Source organism: Limnospira indica PCC 8005 (assembly GCF_000973065.1).
Lineage (GTDB): Bacteria > Cyanobacteriota > Cyanobacteriia > Cyanobacteriales > Microcoleaceae > Limnospira > Limnospira fusiformis.
This window is the reverse complement of record NZ_FO818640.1, coordinates 4,962,149-4,983,413: the sequence shown is the minus strand read 5'-3', so window position 1 is coordinate 4,983,413 and position 21,265 is coordinate 4,962,149. Positions and strand designations below refer to the sequence as shown.

General features: G+C 42.4%; 19 protein-coding genes and 1 pseudogene. 14 read left to right on the top strand and 6 right to left on the bottom strand.

The annotated features are described in order from the left end of the window. Nucleotides 1-984 precede the first annotated feature (984 nt). The 9 genes and pseudogenes from XZ46_RS22010 (at nt 985) to XZ46_RS21960 (ending at nt 6,837) form a co-directional block, all read left to right on the top strand. A complete protein-coding gene (locus tag XZ46_RS22010) occupies nt 985-1,230 on the top strand; it encodes a hypothetical protein (protein WP_008055877.1) in 246 nt (81 codons plus the stop codon). Between the two features lie 1,030 nt (nt 1,231-2,260). Then, a complete protein-coding gene (locus tag XZ46_RS22000) occupies nt 2,261-2,725 on the top strand; it encodes a hypothetical protein (protein WP_048895244.1) in 465 nt (154 codons plus the stop codon). A gap of 67 nt (nt 2,726-2,792) precedes the next feature. Continuing rightward, nucleotides 2,793-3,137, top strand: coding sequence for a hypothetical protein (locus XZ46_RS21995; protein ID WP_048895243.1), 345 nt, complete (start codon nt 2,793-2,795; stop codon nt 3,135-3,137). Next, nucleotides 3,127-3,558 (top strand): DUF1064 domain-containing protein, encoded by a 432-nt coding sequence (locus XZ46_RS21990; RefSeq protein ID WP_048895242.1) that lies wholly within the window; start codon nt 3,127-3,129, stop codon nt 3,556-3,558. The genes XZ46_RS21995 and XZ46_RS21990 overlap by 11 nt, the downstream gene beginning before the upstream one ends. Nucleotides 3,559-3,922: 364 nt before the next feature. Continuing rightward, a complete protein-coding gene (locus tag XZ46_RS21980; RefSeq protein ID WP_048895241.1) occupies nt 3,923-4,657 on the top strand; it encodes a hypothetical protein in 735 nt (244 codons plus the stop codon). Between the two features lie 74 nt (nt 4,658-4,731). Next, nucleotides 4,732-5,931 carry a hypothetical protein gene (locus XZ46_RS21975; protein WP_048895240.1) on the top strand — a complete coding sequence of 400 codons (1,200 nt, stop codon included), beginning with the start codon at nt 4,732-4,734 and terminating at the stop codon, nt 5,929-5,931. A gap of 34 nt (nt 5,932-5,965) precedes the next feature. Further along, nucleotides 5,966-6,175, top strand: a complete 210-nt coding sequence (locus tag XZ46_RS21970) for a hypothetical protein (RefSeq protein WP_008050914.1) — start codon at nt 5,966-5,968, stop codon at nt 6,173-6,175. 62 nt (nt 6,176-6,237) lie between these two features. Continuing rightward, entirely contained in the window at nt 6,238-6,510 is a 273-nt protein-coding gene (locus XZ46_RS21965; RefSeq protein WP_006622134.1) for a hypothetical protein, read from the top strand. Continuing rightward, nucleotides 6,503-6,837 (top strand): annotated as a pseudogene (locus XZ46_RS21960) (hypothetical protein). The gene XZ46_RS21965 and the pseudogene XZ46_RS21960 overlap by 8 nt, the downstream one beginning before the upstream one ends. A 1,303-nt stretch (nt 6,838-8,140) precedes the next feature. Here XZ46_RS21960 and XZ46_RS38120 read toward each other — a convergent pair. The 5 genes from XZ46_RS38120 to XZ46_RS21930 all read right to left on the bottom strand — a co-directional run bounded on the left by XZ46_RS38120 (nt 8,141) and on the right by XZ46_RS21930 (nt 13,994). Next, nucleotides 8,141-8,365, bottom strand: coding sequence for a reverse transcriptase N-terminal domain-containing protein (locus tag XZ46_RS38120; RefSeq protein WP_008052085.1), 225 nt, complete (start codon nt 8,363-8,365; stop codon nt 8,141-8,143). A 53-nt stretch (nt 8,366-8,418) separates the two neighbouring features. Continuing rightward, nucleotides 8,419-9,546 (bottom strand): RNA-guided endonuclease InsQ/TnpB family protein, encoded by a 1,128-nt coding sequence (locus XZ46_RS21945; RefSeq protein ID WP_006668585.1) that lies wholly within the window; start codon nt 9,544-9,546, stop codon nt 8,419-8,421. Nucleotides 9,547-10,221: 675 nt separating this feature from the next. Next, nucleotides 10,222-10,809: an alpha/beta hydrolase gene (locus XZ46_RS21940; RefSeq protein ID WP_048895460.1), complete on the bottom strand. Its 588-nt coding sequence runs from the start codon at nt 10,807-10,809 to the stop codon at nt 10,222-10,224. 35 nt (nt 10,810-10,844) lie between these two features. After that, complete coding sequence (locus XZ46_RS21935) at nt 10,845-13,073, bottom strand: APC family permease (protein ID WP_008053986.1); 2,229 nt, start codon at nt 13,071-13,073, stop codon at nt 10,845-10,847. A 24-nt stretch (nt 13,074-13,097) separates the two neighbouring features. Continuing rightward, nucleotides 13,098-13,994, bottom strand: coding sequence for a LysR family transcriptional regulator (locus tag XZ46_RS21930; protein WP_008053985.1), 897 nt, complete (start codon nt 13,992-13,994; stop codon nt 13,098-13,100). A 476-nt stretch (nt 13,995-14,470) separates the two neighbouring features. Between XZ46_RS21930 and XZ46_RS21925 the strand changes: the two genes are divergently transcribed. The 5 genes from XZ46_RS21925 to XZ46_RS21905 all read left to right on the top strand — a co-directional run bounded on the left by XZ46_RS21925 (nt 14,471) and on the right by XZ46_RS21905 (nt 20,285). Then, on the top strand, nt 14,471-15,901 hold the full coding sequence (locus tag XZ46_RS21925) for a form I ribulose bisphosphate carboxylase large subunit (protein ID WP_006623657.1): 1,431 nt from the start codon (nt 14,471-14,473) through the stop codon (nt 15,899-15,901). A 130-nt stretch (nt 15,902-16,031) separates the two neighbouring features. Next, nucleotides 16,032-16,397, top strand: coding sequence for a RuBisCO chaperone RbcX (gene rcbX / locus XZ46_RS21920; protein ID WP_006623658.1), 366 nt, complete (start codon nt 16,032-16,034; stop codon nt 16,395-16,397). Nucleotides 16,398-16,445: 48 nt separating this feature from the next. After that, entirely contained in the window at nt 16,446-16,781 is a 336-nt protein-coding gene (locus XZ46_RS21915; RefSeq protein ID WP_006623659.1) for a ribulose bisphosphate carboxylase small subunit, read from the top strand. A gap of 120 nt (nt 16,782-16,901) precedes the next feature. Continuing rightward, the gene (locus XZ46_RS21910; RefSeq protein ID WP_008053984.1) at nt 16,902-18,500 is read left to right on the top strand and encodes a glycosyltransferase family 39 protein; all 1,599 of its coding nucleotides are present in this window, start codon (nt 16,902-16,904) and stop codon (nt 18,498-18,500) included. A 21-nt stretch (nt 18,501-18,521) separates the two neighbouring features. After that, complete coding sequence (locus XZ46_RS21905) at nt 18,522-20,285, top strand: NHL repeat-containing protein (RefSeq protein ID WP_006668581.1); 1,764 nt, start codon at nt 18,522-18,524, stop codon at nt 20,283-20,285. Between the two features lie 51 nt (nt 20,286-20,336). Here XZ46_RS21905 and XZ46_RS21900 read toward each other — a convergent pair whose 3' ends face one another. Further along, on the bottom strand, nt 20,337-20,684 hold the full coding sequence (locus XZ46_RS21900; protein ID WP_008053983.1) for an SH3 domain-containing protein: 348 nt from the start codon (nt 20,682-20,684) through the stop codon (nt 20,337-20,339). Nucleotides 20,685-21,265: the final 581 nt, after the last annotated feature.

Here is a 21,265-nt window from a genome sequence, read left to right as displayed (position 1 = left end):
TGATGATAAGATATAGGTGGCTCAACACATTGCCGCACACAACACTCTTTTTTTGTTAATCTATTATATTTTATTGCTAATTCCTCAATTTAAGACATTGTTCTGTTCTTTTTTTTCCTTTTTCACGGTAGATCGCCCCCCTGCTTTGTGGTGTCCGAGATGACTTCGTGGGTGTGTAAATATTGCCACAGAAGCCCTCGAAAGGAAGACGCCCCCCGCGGGTTGCTTGGGACTAAACACTTTGGTGGGGGGGTGGGTTTATCGAGGGGATTTTCGCTCACTCCCCCCGTTTTCCCACCTTTTTTTTAAAGGGGGATTCTACGGTTTTGCTTTTGCTTTGAACCTATCGCAGAAAGATTCACTTTTTTTTTTTAGGGATCCATCGCAAAAAGGAAGATGAAAATTATATACAAAGAGTTTGTTTGATTTATCGGCGCGCGTGATAGTTGTCCCCATTACTTTTGGGGAAGGAAAAGGTTTGGTTGTGGAACAAAAAAAAAAAAAAATAAAGGGGTTTAAATTATTTCTGTGGAGTGAAAATCCTTACTGGGGATTAATTGATAAATTTTGAACAAGCTAAATTCGACTTAGGGGGAAGCTAGTGTTTTGGCATGGTATCAGGACCCTAGAAAAGCCAAAGTCAAAATCCCTCTACATTTTGAGAGAAAACCTAGTTGGGTTGATAATGCCATACGGAAAGCCACGAGGACATCGTTAGAATTAAAAACCGGAAATCAACCCCCAACTACAACCTAATCATTGAGTCATATCAGTCACTAACTATCATCCACGATGAAAGAGATTACCAACATACTTAGACATGGTTAAACTGGTAGTTAGCGTAATGTTGGTATTGGTAGCGTACTGTTGAGTTAAACGCAACAGAAGCTACATATATGTAGCAGCTTTTGAGTTAAACGAAACCACCATAATCAGCGAATATACTGCTATAGTCTAAATATTGAATTGAGTAAAAATAAAACTATGGCTACTAAGAAAACGCTAGGCGCTGCGACACTGGAAAACCAATTACTTGAAATTATTGAGCAAACCCAACGGATGCAATCTGTTGCAGCAAACAATCCTGATGGTGTAACCGTTGTCACAAGTTACACCCGTAATATGGCTACCGGTCTTGTAACCGTTTCATTATCAATTCCAACAGATGATGTTTTAGACCCTACAGACGGCAGTATTGATGTAATAGCTACAGAGCTATTTATTGATTAATGGATATCGGGTAGGTGTTAATATCATTATTTTGCCTACCCTAGCTTAGATAATCTAGAAAAAAGGAAACTAATATCATGCCTTTAGCTGACGCATGGAACAAATACAAAGATGGTTGGATGGAAAAGTTAGTAACAGCCAAGGGTCCACACCCACCTAGGCAGAAGTTTAGTAGTTGAAGTTCCAGTGGATGCAACTTCAAAAATAGGCGTACCTATGCCTATGCTTTTACTCCACGTTTTAAGTGGAAGTTCAGTAACTAATGAGCCAGCCGATGTTAGGAATTTAACCATTTGGAGGCCACCTGTTAGCAATACTTCCACGCCTAATGCTAACAGACGTAATATCCTAAGAGGAACTCGAGTAAGAGCATACAAGAAGGCTGAATACACCCGTTTCTTTGTTGAGGCCCCGGTTAATCCTGGCTATTGGCGCAAATACACCCAAACACGGGTAGGTGAAAAAATACTGAGATTTATCAGTATTAAAGCGCCTCCTATCGTTTCTGTTAGTGGCTTGTTATATGTATTTGCTCACTATTTTACTGTCAAGCCAGCATCATTAAGGACCTATAACAGTATGTTCAGAATTCCTAGTAGCGAGGGGCTTGGCTTACCCTAGCTAACTTAGGTGAATTAACTGTTGGGTTGGGAGAAGTGAAGGCGAAAATCAAACACGAGGTGACATCCCCGCTAGTGCACCTCCGAAATCACCTGGCGGTAAAAACAGAGGTAAGAAAAGCTAAACCGCCAAAAAGCAAACAAAGTAAACTAACCACTATTTTTTTAGATAGTGGTTTTTTGTTTGAGTTGTCTGTGGCGATAATTTAAATATTGCACAATTATCGTATAAAGTCAATAATTGTTTTATCGTTTTTGCTTATATATTTATTACTTATTCATAAGTATTGATTAATTCTACAACAATAATCATAAATAACAAAAAGCATAAATAACAGTGATTTCAAACTCAACAACCCAATCGTATTTTTAAAAATTGATTTTGTCAATGAGTTTGAAATCACTGACAGATGTCTAAAAACAAAGATACATCACCAGACCAAAATACTGCCATTTATCAGGTTAAGGCAAACAATCAACTCTCACCTACTGAATACCTAATAATACTACAAAGGTTCAGTAAATTTATCGGGTTTTTTGAAGATGTGACACCATTTTTGCCATATCCCAAAACATCACCTATCTGCACATTAAAAGAAAAATTGTTACTGGCTAAAACCACAGAAACAGCAAAATCTGAACTAGAGTTAACCTACTCAGAAATTGTTGTACTAAAAAATAGCATAAAAGCTATTTTGACCTTACTCAAGACTTGTGGTGTCAAAACACCGCGCAAAGCATCCGGTGCTATTGCTGATGACATCGTAGCCCTGGAAAATCATTTTTTCTACTTGTCTAATGACGATAACGAAATGGTTATCAGTGAGCCTGATGCTGTTGACCCGTTCTCAGACTGGCTTCAGACTAACGCCTAATTAGCAAAAAAAAGGCTACCTATTACAGGTAGCCAATACACCAAACATCGAGGACTATCACCATGATATCAAAGCACTGGACTGGAAAGAAGTGCGGTTAAATCTCAGGAATATTAAACTTGACCCGTTGATGTATGTGGGAATGTCGTTTGCTATAAAGGTTCCTAACTATGTAGGGAGAAGACAACCTCAATGGCAATTAACAGCCGTTAAGTTTGATAAAGAATTTCTGGCTTATTACATGGGGGAAATAATCAAAAAATTAATCCCATTACACCCAGACAAAATTGAGGAAATTCTCAACGAGGCACTCGAATATTATCGAGCGGAATGGAACATTTATCAAACTGAATCTGGCGGCGATAGAGAGCCAGATAATGAAACTTATTTTGGGGAGATAAATGATGATTAACAAGTATCATGCCAAAGGACAATACTACGACGGGCATTACTTTGGTTCAACATTAGAAGCCAAAGTGTATCACTTGCTTAAAAAATATGACGATAGGCTGTTAGTTCACCCGCAATTAACTTTAGTTAATGGTAAGAAACCTTGGCGACCAATTACTTGGAAACCTGACTTTTATAGTCCAGTTTTCAACCAATACATCGAAGTAAAGGGAGCGCTAACAACCGAGTTTAAGTTCAAGATGCAGTTGATTAATTATCTCAATCCCGGAATGATTGAAGATATTTGGTTTGTCACTCGGAACAGGTCTTATCGCTGGCAAGGTATTTATTTAATGAATATCGATGAGTTCCAACGACACCTAAAAACACAAGAATTTAAAGTTAACAGGAGAACATCAACCCGTGAGAAATCTACACTATAAAGGCATTTTAACCTTCAAGGGGGAAACTTGTGCAAATTTACTTCAATCCGCATGAATTTGAAAAAACTGCAATCAATGTGGCTAATCAAATTCTGACCACATATTGAGGAACACAAAAACACTTGAAGTAAAGAATATTACCTATCAGGTAATGGGTAGTTACAGACCACGTGGTGATTATCAAGGCTCTGCAATTATTTAGACTTATCAAGCAAACTCACTTAGTTAAACTTGTTAAGGAGTCAAGACTTCGAGTCTATTTATCTGGCAATCCACTGTTTTGGGCTGCTTGTCGCCAAATTGCAGCCAGAATCGAATCACCTAACACAATCAACAATCAACAATTAACTGAGGAAGAGTAATCATGAGTATTGGATATTACGGTAAAAAAGATGACGATAAATTCGCGTTTTGCAGTGCAGTTAAACCTGGAGAATCTGGAACGTTTTTAGAAATCACGAGCGCTATATTCGTTGTCAAGCCTCCCCACTTATGGCTTTTTGGTTATGGGTTGTCTGGTGACTTTCAGAACTTCAATGATAGGTCGTGGAAATTTGAAGAGCAATTAATCGCAGTACGCTTCTGTATTGCTGAGTACTCTAGTGAATATCAAGGGAAAAAACGGGAATACAAGCCTACTCCAGTAGAATTGGCGTTACTGCATTTAGTCGAAAGTGACGCTATGCTGACAAACGGTAAAATGATGTTCACGGGAACTGTAAATCTAGGACAATCAGCCACACGGGTAGCCGAGCGACTCCTTGAGGTAAATAGTGAGAATTCAAATGATTTTGAATCAACTAAAATTAAACATGATTTAGCGTCATTTATTCTAGAATACGCTATGGGATTAGATACCTTTGAACCTACTGTTGCGGGTTACACTGTACAGGAAGCTATTGATTTTGTTGAATTAAAATCTAACAAAAAAAATGGTAGCTTTGGTGGTAAAGCTAAGTACAAAACCTGGGAAGAACGAGTTGAAGGGACAGCAAAAATTCTTGATTGTGAGCCCGACTTTGACAGCCTCTACAGCAAGGTTAAAAAATTAGACCCCAACGTTTTGATGGCGTTACTTGAGCTGATGAAACTCAGTTAATCACAACAAAAATCCCCCCAATATTGGGGGGATAACTACCATACAGCAAGCCAACATACTAGGAGATTGCTACCATGTCTGACGACTATTTAGATTATAGGCTAATACGTGATTCATTAGCAAATGAATTAGAAGAAATAATCGTTGATGGTGTATTGGGTGAGCAAATAGAGTCAATATGTAGGGCTTGTGCTATTCTACCCTACCCGGATATTCAGTTCCCAGTTATTACTAGCTTTATTTGCTCACCCGTAACGCTAATGTCAACCGCAGGCTGTTTATTCCTTTGGGGTTCTAGTGGTACGGGGAAAAGCCAGATAGCTACTATTGCAGCCTCACTATATAACACCGATACAGTGTTGGCTAACAGTACATTTGCGTCACTAAGAAACAAAATCCAACAGGAGAGATATTATGACCCGTTACGGAGTGAGTTTGAACGTAATTTCTTATTAGTCTGGGAAGATATCACACCCAACCTATTGATTGAAAACGAAAATATGTTATCTCTATTTAAAGTCTTAAATAGGAAAAATAGCCGAATAACAATTAGTAGTCAAACGCCTGGTCAAAACATGATGTTTAACGCATTTGCATTAAAGGTTATAAATTCAATACATCCAATCTGGACATTTTGGGAATTAAACGAATTAAAACGCCGTATGTTTCCTATATGGTTTAAAAAACGGCAATCAATGACAAGTGAGGAATACAAGGGAAACGGTTTTGAGTTAACGGAACTTTCTGATATTGAAGATATAAACCTTGGTAAAATATCATCTCGCTTAGAAATGTTTTGGAGAGATATAAATAATTGCACTAATTATGCCAAAACTAAACGGACAATGCAAAAAAAGAAACAAGACAAAATTAATTACAGATTATCCATTGATGTAATCGCTACACATTCAATGATATACAAAACATCAATAGATAATTCAATCAAAGCATTTAACCGTTACTGGGAGTTAGCAGAAGATAAAATATTTACAGTATCTAGCGGTACAGAACAATTTTTAGATAGCTTTATCACTCAAAGTATTGAGAATAAAACTAAACAAAATGAGCAAGCGATAAAGGCGGGTTGTCCTGAGTTAATTGAAGCGGTGACAGATATTGACCCTAAAATGCTAAAAATAGCCATAGAAACCGCTAAAAATGATGGTTATTTAGATTCACGGGTTACTGTAAATGAATTAACCAATTTAATGAAAAACAGAGGTTATAACATGATTAATGTTAACGGTAAAAACCTGTGGAAGCAAATCACTTGATTTCCAATTAGTTCATTGACCTAGGAGAACAAAAATGATGACAGATATCAATAATCAAATGTTTGTAAAGTTTAAGACTATGGTAGATAGTCTAGTTTACAACAGCAATAAAGAAGAGGGTTTGGCAACATTAAAGTCAATACTAGACGACTGTGAAACAGAATTAACCATCACTGAACTCAAAAGACAATTGCTGATTAAGGAGTTGAATTACACGAAACACTTAATGGATAAAGTTCAATAAATATTCGTCCGCAATGACGGTAAACTACGGCAAACAACACACTAAGAGGATAAAACCATATCATGAACGAAGAACAAGCAAGGTTGATGGTTATCGCGGAATTAGCACGTGATATTTACGCCCAAATGATGTCACGAGATATCCCCTACGCTAACCAAGATACCAGGGTGAAATTAGCCGAAATCGCCCATAACGCCGCTGTTGATTTTATGGCGGTACAAGAAAAGTGGGTATCGTCTCAAGAGACAGTTATTCAGCCAGCATCATTTATGCCCGACTTTAGTGGCAATGGTTACAGTAGCGATATCTTTATGGGGGGTGACTTCAATGCCTAAGTTATTGCCAGTAATCAGCCTACATACTGGAAATTTCAGCAATTTTCTGCTGGGTTATGGTGGAACTTGTGTAGAACTAGATACGCCTGAGTGGTTTAACTCCCTGAGAAAAAACAAGTCATTTTCGGTTGAGTTAAACGGCAAAAGGTTTACAGCTTGCAAAAAAACGTCAATCAAATCAATGGCTTTGCATACTGGAATCTGAAAGGTTGGGACGGNAAAATCAACCACCATATCTATATCGGAAAATCTGACCAGACTACCAATGAGAAGATTCAACAGGCTGCTATAGCTATGTTTTATCGGTGCAACCCCAAACTGGCGTAAGCCCTAACAGCTAACAGCCTAGCTCCTAACAGCTACCCCAATAACTTAATGGCCCCCTATGGTTTCTGACTGTAGGGGGTGTCTATGTATTTTTCCGTTTCAGGCCTGAATATTCAGGCCTGAAAAAAGTTAAAAAATCATTTAGCCTATCCCGTTTCAGGCCTGAATATTCAGGCCTGATAGAAGTTTATATGAATGCCTACCCTATCATGTCCAGATATTACCCAGAACTGAGTTACCCCCAACAGATAGCTTTACCTACAACCTACGACTAAGATTTTGGAGGTGAACTGATTATGTTGGTATCGGTTTCCGCACGGGATGATTACCATCAAAGATTGGAGACTTGCTGAGGATTATGTGGGTATCGATTCCCATCTCGGTAATTGTCACCAGTTGAAAAGTTGTTTAGGGGTATCGGGTTGGAGTCGGTAGATGATAGCCCATAGTTTCCCCTCACCGAGGATTATGAATTAGACCCATAGATAACCGGATAGGCGATCGCTCATAGGTTTACCTATAGGTCTAGTCCATGGAAAGGCGGTCTGATATCTTTGTACATTGATAGGTGTATCTTTGTACATTGATAGCTTGGGGAATTATCTTCTGCTGTTGTCGTGGTTGATTTTGAAACATATCCTCCCCCCAACCGGAACAAACACTCTTTGGGGAAACGACCGACGTGATAGCAGTCAATGGTGAGGTACGAACCGATAGGCTTGCCATTGACGGGTATCACAAGGGAGTTAACCTATCGGTGTCTGGTTGGGGGGTGATGTAGCTATTTGACAGATTGATTAAGTTGTGCTTATTGATTAACCCGTCAATAATTAAGTTTTGTTGCTAAGGGATATGCACTAATCGTCCCATGTGCTAAGACTAAATGGAGTGCATTTAGAGTGTAACGGTACGACTATCGGGTTGAGTAAATCCCGGTTATCGCAGTCAGGGTAGGGGTTTAATCGAAACCGAAATATCTGGATCGAAACCCGTAGCTCGTGCCTTCAAATTTCGCCTCCCATTCGGGTTCTAGCGCCGACTTCACCAAGGCTTGCCTTGCTCTATCTTGGATTGTAGGAATGCCTAGGGGGCGTTTTTCATCCCTTCCAGGTTTTGGTATCCATACTCTCCTAAGTGCTTTCGCTTTGAGGTTCCCTTTGATTCTCTCGGCTAGTTCAAACCTTTGTTTTGGAGATATTATTTTTACCCCGTCAACTCCAGCTGTCTTTTTGCCTTGATTGTCTTGGAGGGCGGGTTTATTAAGCTGACTGTTGGGAAGCATGGCTGACCGTGGAACCCGCCCCTACAGTCGCACCGCTAAGAGTCGGGCGTAATATGATTTCACCAATAGACGTTGCCACCTTCTTACCTTTGCATCCTGTCCCGATTTAGCTGCTTGAAATATACTCTTTTGGAGCTTAAAGACTTTCCGATGAACCTTAGTCCATGGGATTTCCTTCCATGCGTTGTTCGTAGTCTTGGTTGGTTTGGACTTGCCAAATCCTCTCTTTGAACTCGCTATCGCCATGTGTACTGCTCTATAAAACTTAAACAAAACCGGACATAGCCGGATATTGATGTTTATTTCTGGCTTCGTCCGGGACTGTCGGCAGCACCCCGTCCACAAGTGTAATCGTCGGAACCAGGCGATTTTTCTAAATTTATACTGGCGTTCAAATCTCTATCAATCTTCAGGCCACAGTTTGGACATTCAAAAGTCCGACGGACTAGGGGCATTTTTTGACGATAACCGCAATTAGAACACAGTTGACTGGATGGATAAAATCTATCGGCAATAATCAACTTTGAACCATAACGTTCTGCCTTGTAACCTAGTTGCCGACGGAACTCATAAAATGAAGCATCAGCGATAGAACCCGCCAAACCATGATTTTTCAGCATACCTGACACATTCAAATCTTCAATGACGACTTGGCTGTGGTTCTTAGCCAAGAAAGTAGTGATTTTATGAATCGTGTCCCGCCGAATGTTTGCTACTCTTTGATGTAGCTTTTGAACTTTTAAGAGACATTTGGCCCAATTTTTCGAGCCTTTGACTTTGCGACTTAAATGACGTTGTAATCGAGCTAGTTTTTGGGTGGCTGCTTTATAAGCCTTGGGATTAGAGAATTGGGTCCCATCGGAGCAAGTCGCCAAATTGTTAATTCCTAGGTCTACCCCGATTCTCTCTCGATATTTAGGTGTGATTTCTGGTGTGATTTCTACGAAAAAGCTCATATACCAGTCACCTGCTTGGCGCGTTATAGTGACTTTCTTAACCCAACTTTCGGGTTGTGCCTCAAATGTAGAAACCCAGCCCACAAAAGGCAGCTTATGGCGAGTTCCTGACAGATTGAATGGCTTTCCGGAATTGTCAAGCGTAAAACTATCATGGTGGCCTTTCTTCTTAAATTTAGGATAACTGCTTATTCCCTTGAAGAAGCGCTTAAAGGCATCCCCTAGATTAATGAAGGCATATTGATCAACTTTAGAAGACAATTCGGACATCCAAGGATATTGAGGTTTCACATAATTAGTAAAAACCTTTTTAATGGAGTTGATATTAGGCTTGAGTCCCTCTTCATAAGCTGACCTCCATAAGTGTAATCCCCAATTAAACACGAACCGAGCATAACCCGCGTGTTTGGCCATCAAGGTGGCTTGACGGTCATTGAGTTTTAGTTTGGTTCGGAAAGCTTTGTAAGGCATGATTGGATTTTACCATGAATCCGACTTGATGAGTATGTCGTCAGGGAAATTTGGCATGGTCTGGGGTTTGACCGTATATTCATTATTGAGTTGCGAATCTTTTTGGGTATTGTACCTTATTGTCCTAAGATATCAAGCAAATCTTGGATTAAATTCTTGCTCCTACTAGGCTCTATTTCTTACAATCAAACCGCGACCTGTGGGCATGGCATATCCCGTCCATTACAGCCGGGCATTGGCTTCTGGTCACATCTCTCATCCTCAAGCGTTAGGGGTCGAGAGTGAAGTCACCTTCACCCTCTACCATTCAGAACAGAACCGTGCTTGATAGTTTCCCATCACACGGCTCCTGGTGTGGATACCCTATTTGTCAAAGGAGCAGAATCAAGAGACCTGCTTTCTACTTCGATGTTCAGAGCTATATGCACCACGTAGTCTTTAAACTCGTCCTCGCCATTATACTCTTACTGACCGCAGTATCTATATCCCCACCGTGACCTGTGGGCATATCCCGTCCATTACAGCCGGGCATTGGCTTCTGGTCACATCTCTCATCCTCAAGCGTTAGGGGTCGAGAGTGAAGTCACCTTCACCCTCTCCCATTCAGAACCGTGCTTGATAGTTTCCCATCACACGGCTCCTGGTGTGGATACCCTATTTGTCAAAGGAGCAGAATCAAGAGACATTAGCATCTGTGAGTCCTAATTGTTGGACTATTTCCACCATAAACTGCTGAGTCTGCCAAAAAGAACGGTTGAGGCGACTAAATACATCAAAGGCGACATCGATATCAATTCTCAATTCTGGGTTAGGGTAGCTTTGTAAAAACCCTAGTATTGATAACCCAGACTCGCTTTCGGCTGCTTCTAATAGGGCGGTTTTAATGTCTGCGCCTCGGGTTTGGGGGTCCTGAGTGCGGGTAATGGTGGCAATTTCGTCAAGGATGTTTTCGCCAATTTGGGTTGTCAGTAAATTGCTGACGGCGGTGGGTGGGATACCTACTTGAGAATTTAAGACTCCCAGGACTTGTTGTTTTTGTTGGGGGGACAGAAACAGCTCATAACCTCGGAGTCCGGGGGGAACTTTTCCGGTGTTGGCTAATGTTTCTAAATCTTCGATCGCCAGAGAGAGAGACATAATCCCTTGGCGAACTATAATTGTTTCTGCTGCCTTCACTGGGGTAGCGATCGCAATATGAGTCCCCAATGCGATCGCCGAAAGTACAGCTAACTTGAACCTAGACCATTGAAAGTTCAGCCCCATAACACCTCAGACTACTGGTTGAAAAAAAAGTGAACCTAATCTTTTTGTAACACCTCAGAGAAGGCAAAATCAGGAGCAGCTAACACAAAAATTGTAGCGGGTAATCCCGTAGCCATTTTCTGGAGTCCCTCGTAATATTTACTGTACTGCAAATCCTCTTTGGGGGTAGCCATACCCAAAAATACCAAATCGGCATCCTGAGAGGAAGACCGTAGAATTTCCGGGAAAGGTTGTCCTTGAGACACAATCACCTTGGGTTTAGCCCCAATGCGTAACTGTGCAACCACTTTAGCCAAATTGGTATGGGCTGCTAGTGCTGCTGTTTCGTCGGGTACAACTAAGTTTAAATTAATTTCGGCTCCGCGCCATTCCAGACTCGTCCGCAGCAAATAAGCCAGAATTAGCATCAAGCCTCCATTAGTATTAAGACCCCCCCACCAGAGATCAATCTTCTGTCGCGCGCCAAATCCCCGATCTGATTCATCTCTTAGTATAAGTACACTACGAGCGGTTTTGTGAAAATGTACTAGGGTTTCACAATATGATTTTCGACGTTCAGGGGATTGGGAATCTCCTAATAAAATTGTATTGGGTACTAAAGGACCAATTCCGTAGGATTCTACGAGTTGACGGGAGCCAGTGAAAGGATCATCTGCCATAATCACCCGGACTAAGCCTGCTATGGCTCGTTTTTCTAAATAATCGCGCAAAATCGCTTCTATTTCATTTCTTTGGGTCGGACTACGGGAGCCTGTGGGTAAGATGGTGCAAACAGTAAACAGGCTGACGTTATGAGAAAAATTAGCTGCTAATTCCACTAAAGACCAACGTTTATTGGGCGCACCGGAAAAGGTGAGGATATGGGGTCGCCAGTTTTTGGTGTCTGGGGTGTAACTCAGTTGAAATAAACCCCGACGCACTAGCGCCATCCAAATTCCCTGACGGATATCTCCCCAGGCGCTTTCTAGTTCTCGTCGCTCTAACCAAATATAGATACTAAAGACAATGATAGCCGCGATAATGGTGGCGATCGCATCAATGAGGAACATTACGCCTAAACAGCCGACGACTCCCAACAGAGACAATAGCCAGTGAACTTTGAAGGTGGGACGAAAGGAGGGACTTTCTAAAAAGGTCTCGATACCTGCTGCTAGGTTGAGTACCAAATAGGTGGTCAGAAAGAACATACTCAACACTGGGGCGATCAGGTTGAGGTCGCCGACAGCAACGGCGATTAATACAAATCCTAGGGTAACAACTGTGGCGATACGGGGTTCATTATCGGGTCCCGATCCGGTTCCTAGGAATTTTAACCAGTTGGGTAAAATGCCATCTTTGGCTAAGGCTTGCAGGACTCTTGGCGCTCCTAATATACTACCTAGGGCGCTCGATAGGGTGGCTCCCCAGACTCCCAGCAAGATAGCGGGTCCCCAGAAAGCTATCCGTTTCATGATTAGCGCATCGACTAGGAGGCTGTCTGTATCCCCTTGCATCCACAATAGGACGGGTAGCAACATATATATTACATAACCTGTGCCGACGGCGGCGAGGGTTCCTGTAGGGATAGATTTGGTGGGGTTTTGCAGATCTCCTGACATATTGACCCCTGCCATAATTCCAGTAACGGCGGGGAAAAAGACGGCGAACACTTGCCAAAATCCTACTTTGGGGAGGTTGGTGGCAATTGCTATGTCTTGTGTGCTGGCTTCGACTGGACTACCGAATAACAGGGAGATTAGGGATAGGGCGATCGCTGCCATGATGAAGTATTGGGCTTTAATCGCTAATTTGGCGGACTTAATGGCAATTATCGCCACCATGATGGTGGTGATGATGGCTACAACTTTAATATTGAGTTGGGGAAAGGTGATGACTAGACTTTCGGCAAAACCAATGGTATACAGAGCAACGGAGATGGCTTGGGCAAAATATAAGGGTATCCCAATGGCTCCGCCGGATTCAATACCGAGGGAGCGACTAATCATATAATAGGCTCCGCCGGCTCTGACTACTTGATCAGTGGCGATCGCACAAATGGAAAGGGAGGTCAGAAAGGTGATAGATGTTGATAGGGTGACAATAGCTAAGGTTCCCCACAGTCCCACCTGACCCACTACCCATCCAAATCGCAGATACATAATCACCCCCAGGATGGTTAAAATTGAGGGAGTGAAGACACCACCAAAAGTCCCTAAACCGGCTCCGGTTTGGGAAGTTGGCGGGGGTTCTGATGGTGGTGGAGATGGCCAAAAGGGTAGTTTCATGATCACACTATGTTTCAACCCAAGTCAATTAGACTTACCGGACTCGAGAAGATACTCTAAGAAGGTCTGGGCGACAACTGATAATTGTTTCCCGTTGAGGTAGGCTGCATACCAACAGCGTTGGATGGGAAATCCTACCACATCTAAAGTGGTTAGCTCTCCTCGATCGCCATACGAGTTTAATGTATGTTTGGATAAAACGGAAATCCCCAGACCTCCGGCGATCGCTTGTTTGATCGCTTCGTTGCTACCTAACTCTAGGCGTACCCGCACTGATACCTTACTCTTGTCAAATAATTTCTGCACTGCCCTACGAGTCCCTGACCCAGATTCTCGCATGATAAATGGTTCATTGTTCAGCGCTTCAATGGGAATTTGGGTTTGACCGACTAGGGGATGGTTACAGGGGGCTACCACCACTAGGGGATTATCTAAAAAGGGTTTTGTACAAAGGTCTATATCTTCGGGCGGTAGACTTAGTATATATAGATCATCTTTATTTTCCAGCATCCGTTGGGTAATCTGTTGGTGATTGATCACCTGTAGGGCAATATCAATGGCTGGGTAGTTTTGACAAAAAGACCCTAACAGTCTGGGAATAACGTATTTAGCTGTGGTGACTACTGATAAACTTAATCGTCCCTGTTTAGCGCCTTTCAGGTCAGCAATGGTCATATCGAAATGTTCCAGGCGCTGGAAAATATCGTGACAGGTCGCTTGTAACTCCTGACCCGCATCAGTAAGATAAAGTTGTTTGCCAATTTGCTCAAATAGTGGTAGTCCCACCGCTTGCGATAGATGTTTGACTTGACTTGAGACAGTGGGTTGGGTGATCAATAACTCTTCTGCTGCGCGAGTGAAGCTACCGTGACGCGCTACGGCTTCAAAAACCTTTAACTGATGCAGTGTGGCCTGAATCACCAGCTTTGTCCTCCAAGTAATGGGCGATGATTGTACTATTGATTTAAGTCTATCAAAATATAGATAATATACAATAGATTGACACTGATATAATTACCTATATCGGTTATAGCAGTTCCTGGATCATAAGGGGGCAGAAAGCCTTTTTTCGGCTGGGACTAATTCCTGAGCCTGTATAACTCATGGGTATGGAGGGGCGATCGAGATTTTTGATCGCGATCGCTCAGATCCCAACCCTAAAACTTTCATATAGATTATATTTACAATACTTAATATTTTTTTTAGCCATTTAGTGATATAGATATTTTTTCCCAGATACCCGATATGTGGTTTTGCAAAGAAATATAAACAAATGTAATGGAAATATTAACAATATTAAAGGTTGACTGAAGCCATTTATTGATAGTATTTTAATCAATCGGCAAATAGCCGGAAATTTAAAGAGCGATTCCTCAGAAGGGAGATATAAAGGAGTTATGTCTTACTCTCAAACTCAAACCAAATCGAAAGCCGGATATCAGGCTGGTGTAAAAGACTATAAGCTGACGTATTACACGCCGGATTATACGCCCAAAGATACAGACATTCTGGCCGCGTTCCGTGTTTCTCCTCAACCGGGAGTTCCCCCGGAAGAAGCGGGAGCAGCAGTAGCAGCAGAATCTTCGACCGGAACTTGGACAACTGTATGGACTGACCTGTTAACAGACCTCGATCGCTACAAAGGTCGTTGCTACCACATCGAACCAGTACCCGGCGAAGACAATCAATATTTCTGCTTTGTTGCCTATCCGCTGGATCTGTTTGAAGAAGGTTCCGTTACCAATATGTTAACCTCCATCGTGGGTAACGTATTTGGATTTAAGGCTCTGCGGGGCTTGCGGTTGGAAGATATGCGGATTCCAATTGCTTACCTGAAAACCTTCCAAGGCCCTCCCCACGGTATCACCGTTGAGCGGGACAAATTGAATAAATACGGTCGTCCTCTGTTGGGTTGTACCATCAAACCTAAACTGGGTCTGTCGGCGAAAAACTACGGTCGTGCGGTTTATGAGTGTCTGCGTGGCGGTCTGGACTTCACCAAAGACGACGAAAACATCAACTCTCAGCCGTTCATGCGCTGGCGCGATCGCTTCCTATTTGTACAAGAGGCGATCGAAAAAGCCCAGGCTGAAACCAACGAAATTAAGGGTCACTACCTAAACGTAACAGCCCCCACCTGCGAAGAAATGATGAAACGGGCGGAATTTGCCAAAGAAATCGGCACCCCCATCATCATGCACGACTTCTTCACCGCTGGCTTTACCGCCAACACCACCCTAGCTCGTTGGTGCCGTGATAATGGTCTGTTGCTGCACATTCACCGCGCTATGCACGCTGTGGTTGACCGTCAACGTAACCACGGTATCCACTTCCGGGTTCTCGCCAAGTGTCTGCGGATGTCCGGTGGTGACCACCTGCACTCCGGTACAGTTGTAGGTAAACTCGAAGGTGAAAAAGGTATCACCATGGGTTTTGTAGACCTGATGCGGGAAGACCACATCGAAGAAGATCGTTCTCGTGGTATCTTCTTTACTCAAGATTGGGCTTCTATGCCTGGTGTAATGCCGGTTGCTTCCGGTGGTATTCACGTTTGGCATATGCCAGCTCTGGTGGAAATCTTCGGTGATGATTCCTGCTTGCAGTTCGGTGGTGGTACTTTGGGACACCCCTGGGGTAATGCTCCTGGTGCAACTGCTAACCGTGTGGCTCTCGAAGCCTGTATCCAAGCTCGTAACGAAGGCCGCAACCTGTTCCGTGAAGGCGGCGACGTGATTCGTGAGGCTTGCAAGTGGAGTCCTGAGCTGGCTGTGGCTTGCGAACTTTGGAAAGAAATCAAGTTCGAGTTCGAGGCCATGGACACCCTGTAGGTTTCCTCAGATTTCGAGAAGTGATTTTGGATTGGGCAACTCCTCTAACTTGACAATTTTGGAGAGCTACGGATACAACTCAATCCAATATCTCAAACTTGAAGTCTTAACAGAGGGTTGGTGTCGGAACATGGATATCAAAAAAGTTGCTAAGGACACGACCAAGGTACTGACAAGTTACCTAACCTACCAAGCTGTAATCATCATCACCAACCAATTGACAGAGACTAACCCTGGTTTAGCTATCTGGCTAAGTGATTTTTCCTCTCAGGGGAAAATCCAGGATGGTGAGGCTTATCTTGAGGAACTGTTACAGGAAAATCAAGAACTGGCTTTCCGAGTGATGACCGTCCGAGATCATCTCGCTGAAGAGGTGGCGGGTTATCTACCGGAGATGGTTCGGCAGGGGATTCAGCAGGGAAATATGGCACATCGCCGCCAGTACCTGGAACGAATGACGCAACTCACTACTTCAGAGACTAACCCTCCCGACTAAGGTCGGAGCCTAAATAATTAATTTCAACAACTACCCTGGAAAATCACAATGCAAACACTACCAAAAGAGCGCCGTTACGAAACTCTGTCCTATTTACCCCCTCTGACTGATGCTCAGACCCAGAAACAGCTTCAGTATATTCTTGAGCAAGGCTTTATTGCTGGGGTAGAATTCAGCGAATCCTCTGCGCCTGAGCAACACTACTGGACTCTGTGGAAGTTGCCTCTGTTTAATGCAACTTCCGTTCGCGAAGTTATGGCGGAAATCGACGAATGCCGTCGGGAATATCCTAAGTGCTTTATCCGCGTTATGGGTTTTGATAACGTGAAGCAGTGCCAAGTTCTCAGCTTTATCGTTCACCGTCCCACTGGCTCACTGTACTAAATCACCCGCTAAAATTTAATCTAGGATTAGGCTAACCGCCAATTTCTAAAATTTTGAGGCAGGGGTGACTCCCTGCCTTTATGATATGGGTAGAATGGATAAAAACCCTTAACCACAGGAATGCTCTACCAACCAAAGGTGTTTACAGGTGGTCTACCCCGTCGCCTGGTTATTCTGTTAATGATCGTGATTGTCCTGGGGGTGTTGTTTCGTTTTGCGAGTCTCGATCGCAAACTATATTCCCATGATGAAGTTTTTACCAATTTGCGATCGGCTGGTTTTACCCGGGAACAGGTAGATCAGCAATTGTTCAGCGATCGCATTTTTACCCCCTCAGAAGTCCTAGAATATCAACGCCTCAAACCCGATAGCACCGCCGCCGATACTATCGCATCTCTGCATAGAAACCCCCATCATCCCCCCCTATATTATCTCATGGCTAGGGGTTGGATGCGAGGCTTTGGCAGTTCGATTTTAGCTTCCCGTCTTTTACCCGCCGTCATTAGTTTAATATCCTTACCGCTTATTTATGCCTTAGCTTGGGAATTATTTCAATCTCCGCTAATTTCCCTCATGGCTACCGCTTTACTAGCTGTTTCTCCGGTGGATGTATTATTAGCGCAAACCGCTCGTCAATACAGCTTAATGACGGCTTTAATTATCGCCTCTAGTCTCATGTTACTCAAGGGGAGTCGGACTAACAATTGGCTGTGGTGGTTGGGTTATGTAATCACCTGCACTTTGGGACTATATACCCATTTATTTTTTGGATTAGTTATAGCTAGTCATATCGGTTGGGGAATCTTGATTTTTGGGTCAGAACCGAGACGGAATTATAAACCACGTCTGTCTTTGTTTTTCATTCAGTTGGGGATATCTATATGTTTAACTTTGGTTCTTTATCTCCCCTGGATAACTGTTATTATCCATAATTGGGAACAGGCTCAAACCTTAACCAGTTGGACTCAGCAATCGATGAGTTTACTGGATTTATCCAAGTTTTGGCTGCTCAGTTTTACGTCGGTTTTAGTTGATATTGACTTTGGCTTTAACAGCTTCTGGACGTATTTATTTAGGCTGCCGTTTTTACTGCTCATTATTTATGCTCTGTATTATGTAAGTGAAACCAATGATAGTCAAACCGGATTGTTTATTTTAACTGCCATTTGGATACCGTTTATCCTGCTGGTTTTACCAGATTTATTATGGGGAGGACAACGTTCCTCTGTCACTCGGTATCTGATCGCTTGTTTTCCGGCTATTCAAATAGCGATCGCCTTTTTATTAGGAACCCACCTTAATAGCGGTCGTCAATCATTATTCGATGGTGAAAAGTTGTGGCTGTGGGTATTAGCCATATTACTAAGTTTTAGTATTATTTCCTTGGGTTTGAGTACAGTTTCATCAACTTGGTGGGATAAAGGTTTAAGCTATTTTAATCATCAAGTGGCTACCGAAATTAATCAAGCCAACTCATCTGTGTTAATTTCCGATGCGGGAAATGGTACTAATACAGGAGATTTAATCTCCCTGAGTTATCTATTAAATAATGATGTGAAACTTATCCTGATGAGTAATCAACCATCATTACAATTAATTCCTGAACAGTCCACCATTTTTGTATTTAGACCTTCTCAGGAATTACAAGAGTTGTTACAGCAAAATTATGGCGACATTGAGCAAGTCCTGGAGACCCCAGACCTGTGGAAAGTTCAATAATTGCAGAGGAGTTGTAGTCCTATGAAATCTATATTGATGGTTTATCTAATTATTGTTATAATGACAGTAATTGTCAGTATATTTGTGAGAATTTATCAACGAATATCCCATTATAGAACCTTCAAAGATATTAAGCATAATTACAATTACCGCCAACCTAACCAGTGTCTAGTCGGTTTTATTCTTCAACATAAAATCGAGGAAATCACGATGATAACTAATCCGGAAACTACCCCGGGAGTTTTACAATATGGAAAGCGGAAAATCATTGGTGTAATGCGTTATGAAGATGATTATAGACTGATTACCAAAGAATTTGACCAAGATGCAGAAGTGGTTTTGATGAATCCCAAAGTTTTAATATCGTCGAAAATACCTCCTTTGATTCGGATTATTAACCCCCGCAAAAAGAGAAGTTATTACTTTGTGGTTACTGATATATGGGGTAATATAGACCGCCGGAAAACTCGAGAAGTGTTTAATCAACTATCGGCTCATTTTCGGGGTGGAATCATCTCCTATGGTCAACCAACACAAGAGTTAAAAATATTTGTTCAGTCCCTAATAGTGGTGATGTTTATTGGACTGTTGACGACGATTTATAGTAGCTTCAATGCGGCGTATCCTCAACAATTAGGCTTTATTAGCGCCAGTCCCAATGGTGATGTTTTTACGACGGATCATCGTTATTTATATAACTTAGACTCTCAAGGAAATCTGCACAATAAATATGCTTTAAAAGATTTAGGTATTCGAGAAGGAATAACAGACCTACAGGTAAGCGATCGCTCTCAATTATTTCTCGGAAATTGGGAAACTGGAAGAATCGAATATTGTCAACTAGACCAAAATACTTGTCAAGAATTACCAGGTTTTCAGAAAGATACAGGAATAAATTGGGAGTTTCGCAGTACCTTTAAATTTGTTGTTGATCACGAAAAACAGTTAATCTATGCTACGGACACAGCCAGACATCGCCTGGTCGCCTTAACCATGAATGGGGAAATTCTCGAAAGTACCAGAGGGGAAGAAATTTTACCCACCGAGGAAGAAATGTTACTGTGTTATCCCAACGGTATCACCATTGACAATAACGGAAAATTGGCTGTTGCTGATAGTAACAATTTTCGGCTGATTACTTGGTTAACCAATAGCGAAGGCTTGGAAATTACCCCAGATCAACAAATTGATACAGTTCGACCACCACGACCTATTACGGAGTGTCTTCCTGACCACACAACTCGACCTAAAAATTGGATAATTCGCTCCTGGGAAAAACTCTTAAGAGATCATACAAATTACTACATCGAAGGAAGGAGGATCGCTTTAACTGTCGCAGACAGTGGAAAAACATTTCCGATATTTTTGGAACAGGATAACCAGGGCTTTTGGTGGGTGTTAGTTTCTGAAAGTTCCTTTTCCCGTTATAACCTGATTAGGTTCGATCCTAACTGGTCGAGACCCCGCAAAGTTTGGCTACCAGAAACTACTGATATTTCTAACATGACGATCGCAGAAAATCAGGTATTGTTAACAGTACCAGAATATGGTGAAATTTGGGCGATCGCAGTGGATAATTTATCATTCAGTATATTTGGGGATGATACCTTTAAACAGTTAATGTCGGAAATTAAGCAGTCAAAACAAAACTTATTGCGTGTTTATTATCAGAGTCTCATGCTCACAATAATATCCTGTGCTATGGTCTTGGTTATATATCTTTGGGAAAGCCACCAAAAAGCTATGAAATTATTAGGTCTTGACCCGAATTTACCGGGTTATTAGCGCGTCAAATAGTCCTCCCACCCGGTTTATGTAGTGTTTGATGGTAGTTATTTATCGATAAACACAATTACTTAAATATAGACTCCAAACAAAACCTTCTATGGGTCCGATAATGCGAGTCCAGTTTGGTCCTTCTCTACCGTCTGTTATTCCTAAAATTACGCGAGTTCCATTGGGTAAACTACCAACAATTTTACCAGCAGGAGTTGCTCGCACATTTAAGGGAGTTCCGGTAGGGTCATTGACAATACAAGCGCCTACAGGGGTTTGAGCGAGTTGTAATTCCTGAGACGGTTTAACAGAGTCAAAATCAGTAAATGCGATCGCTGCTGTTCCCCAACCCGTAGCAGAGGCGATCGTCATGGGAATCAAAACATAATGCCAAAATTTTCTGTACATAATTGCCTAACATATAATGATAGGGGATATGATCATACTTGCTAAGGTTCGGGGCTGTTTCTTTACCATAACTTAATCTGGGTGATAGTTTCAAGGCTCCGAGGAGCAGTTATAATCACGTAAAACTCCTGGGAGGGTTGGAAGCTCCGTGATTTATCGCGGAGAGGAAAACCGACTCAAGCGGATGACCGCCGCCAGCACCCCCTTGCGGGGTGGAGGGGTATGGTTGCCCCTCCATGGAGCTATGGTTGGCTCCGACTCCCTTGCGGGGTAATGTTTGCTTCGCTAATGTTCAGAGTCGGTACTTTCCAAATCGCACTGTCTTAACCCCTTAGGACTGTTTAACGATTTGGTTCATGAGCCTGGAACTAGCACGCATTCCAGGGTAGGAACTTTAACTCTTGCTCGCTCACGTAGCCAGTTAAGGCTTAAGCTGGTCAGCTACCTGAAAGCGGGGGGCAGGAAGCCCCCGTGCTTCAGCCGGGGGTGCTGACAAGCACCTACAGGAGTTGGCTCTAAAGACTGGTTAGCCTTATCTGAAGCCGTCAATGCGATCGCTGTTCCCCAACCCGTAACCGAGA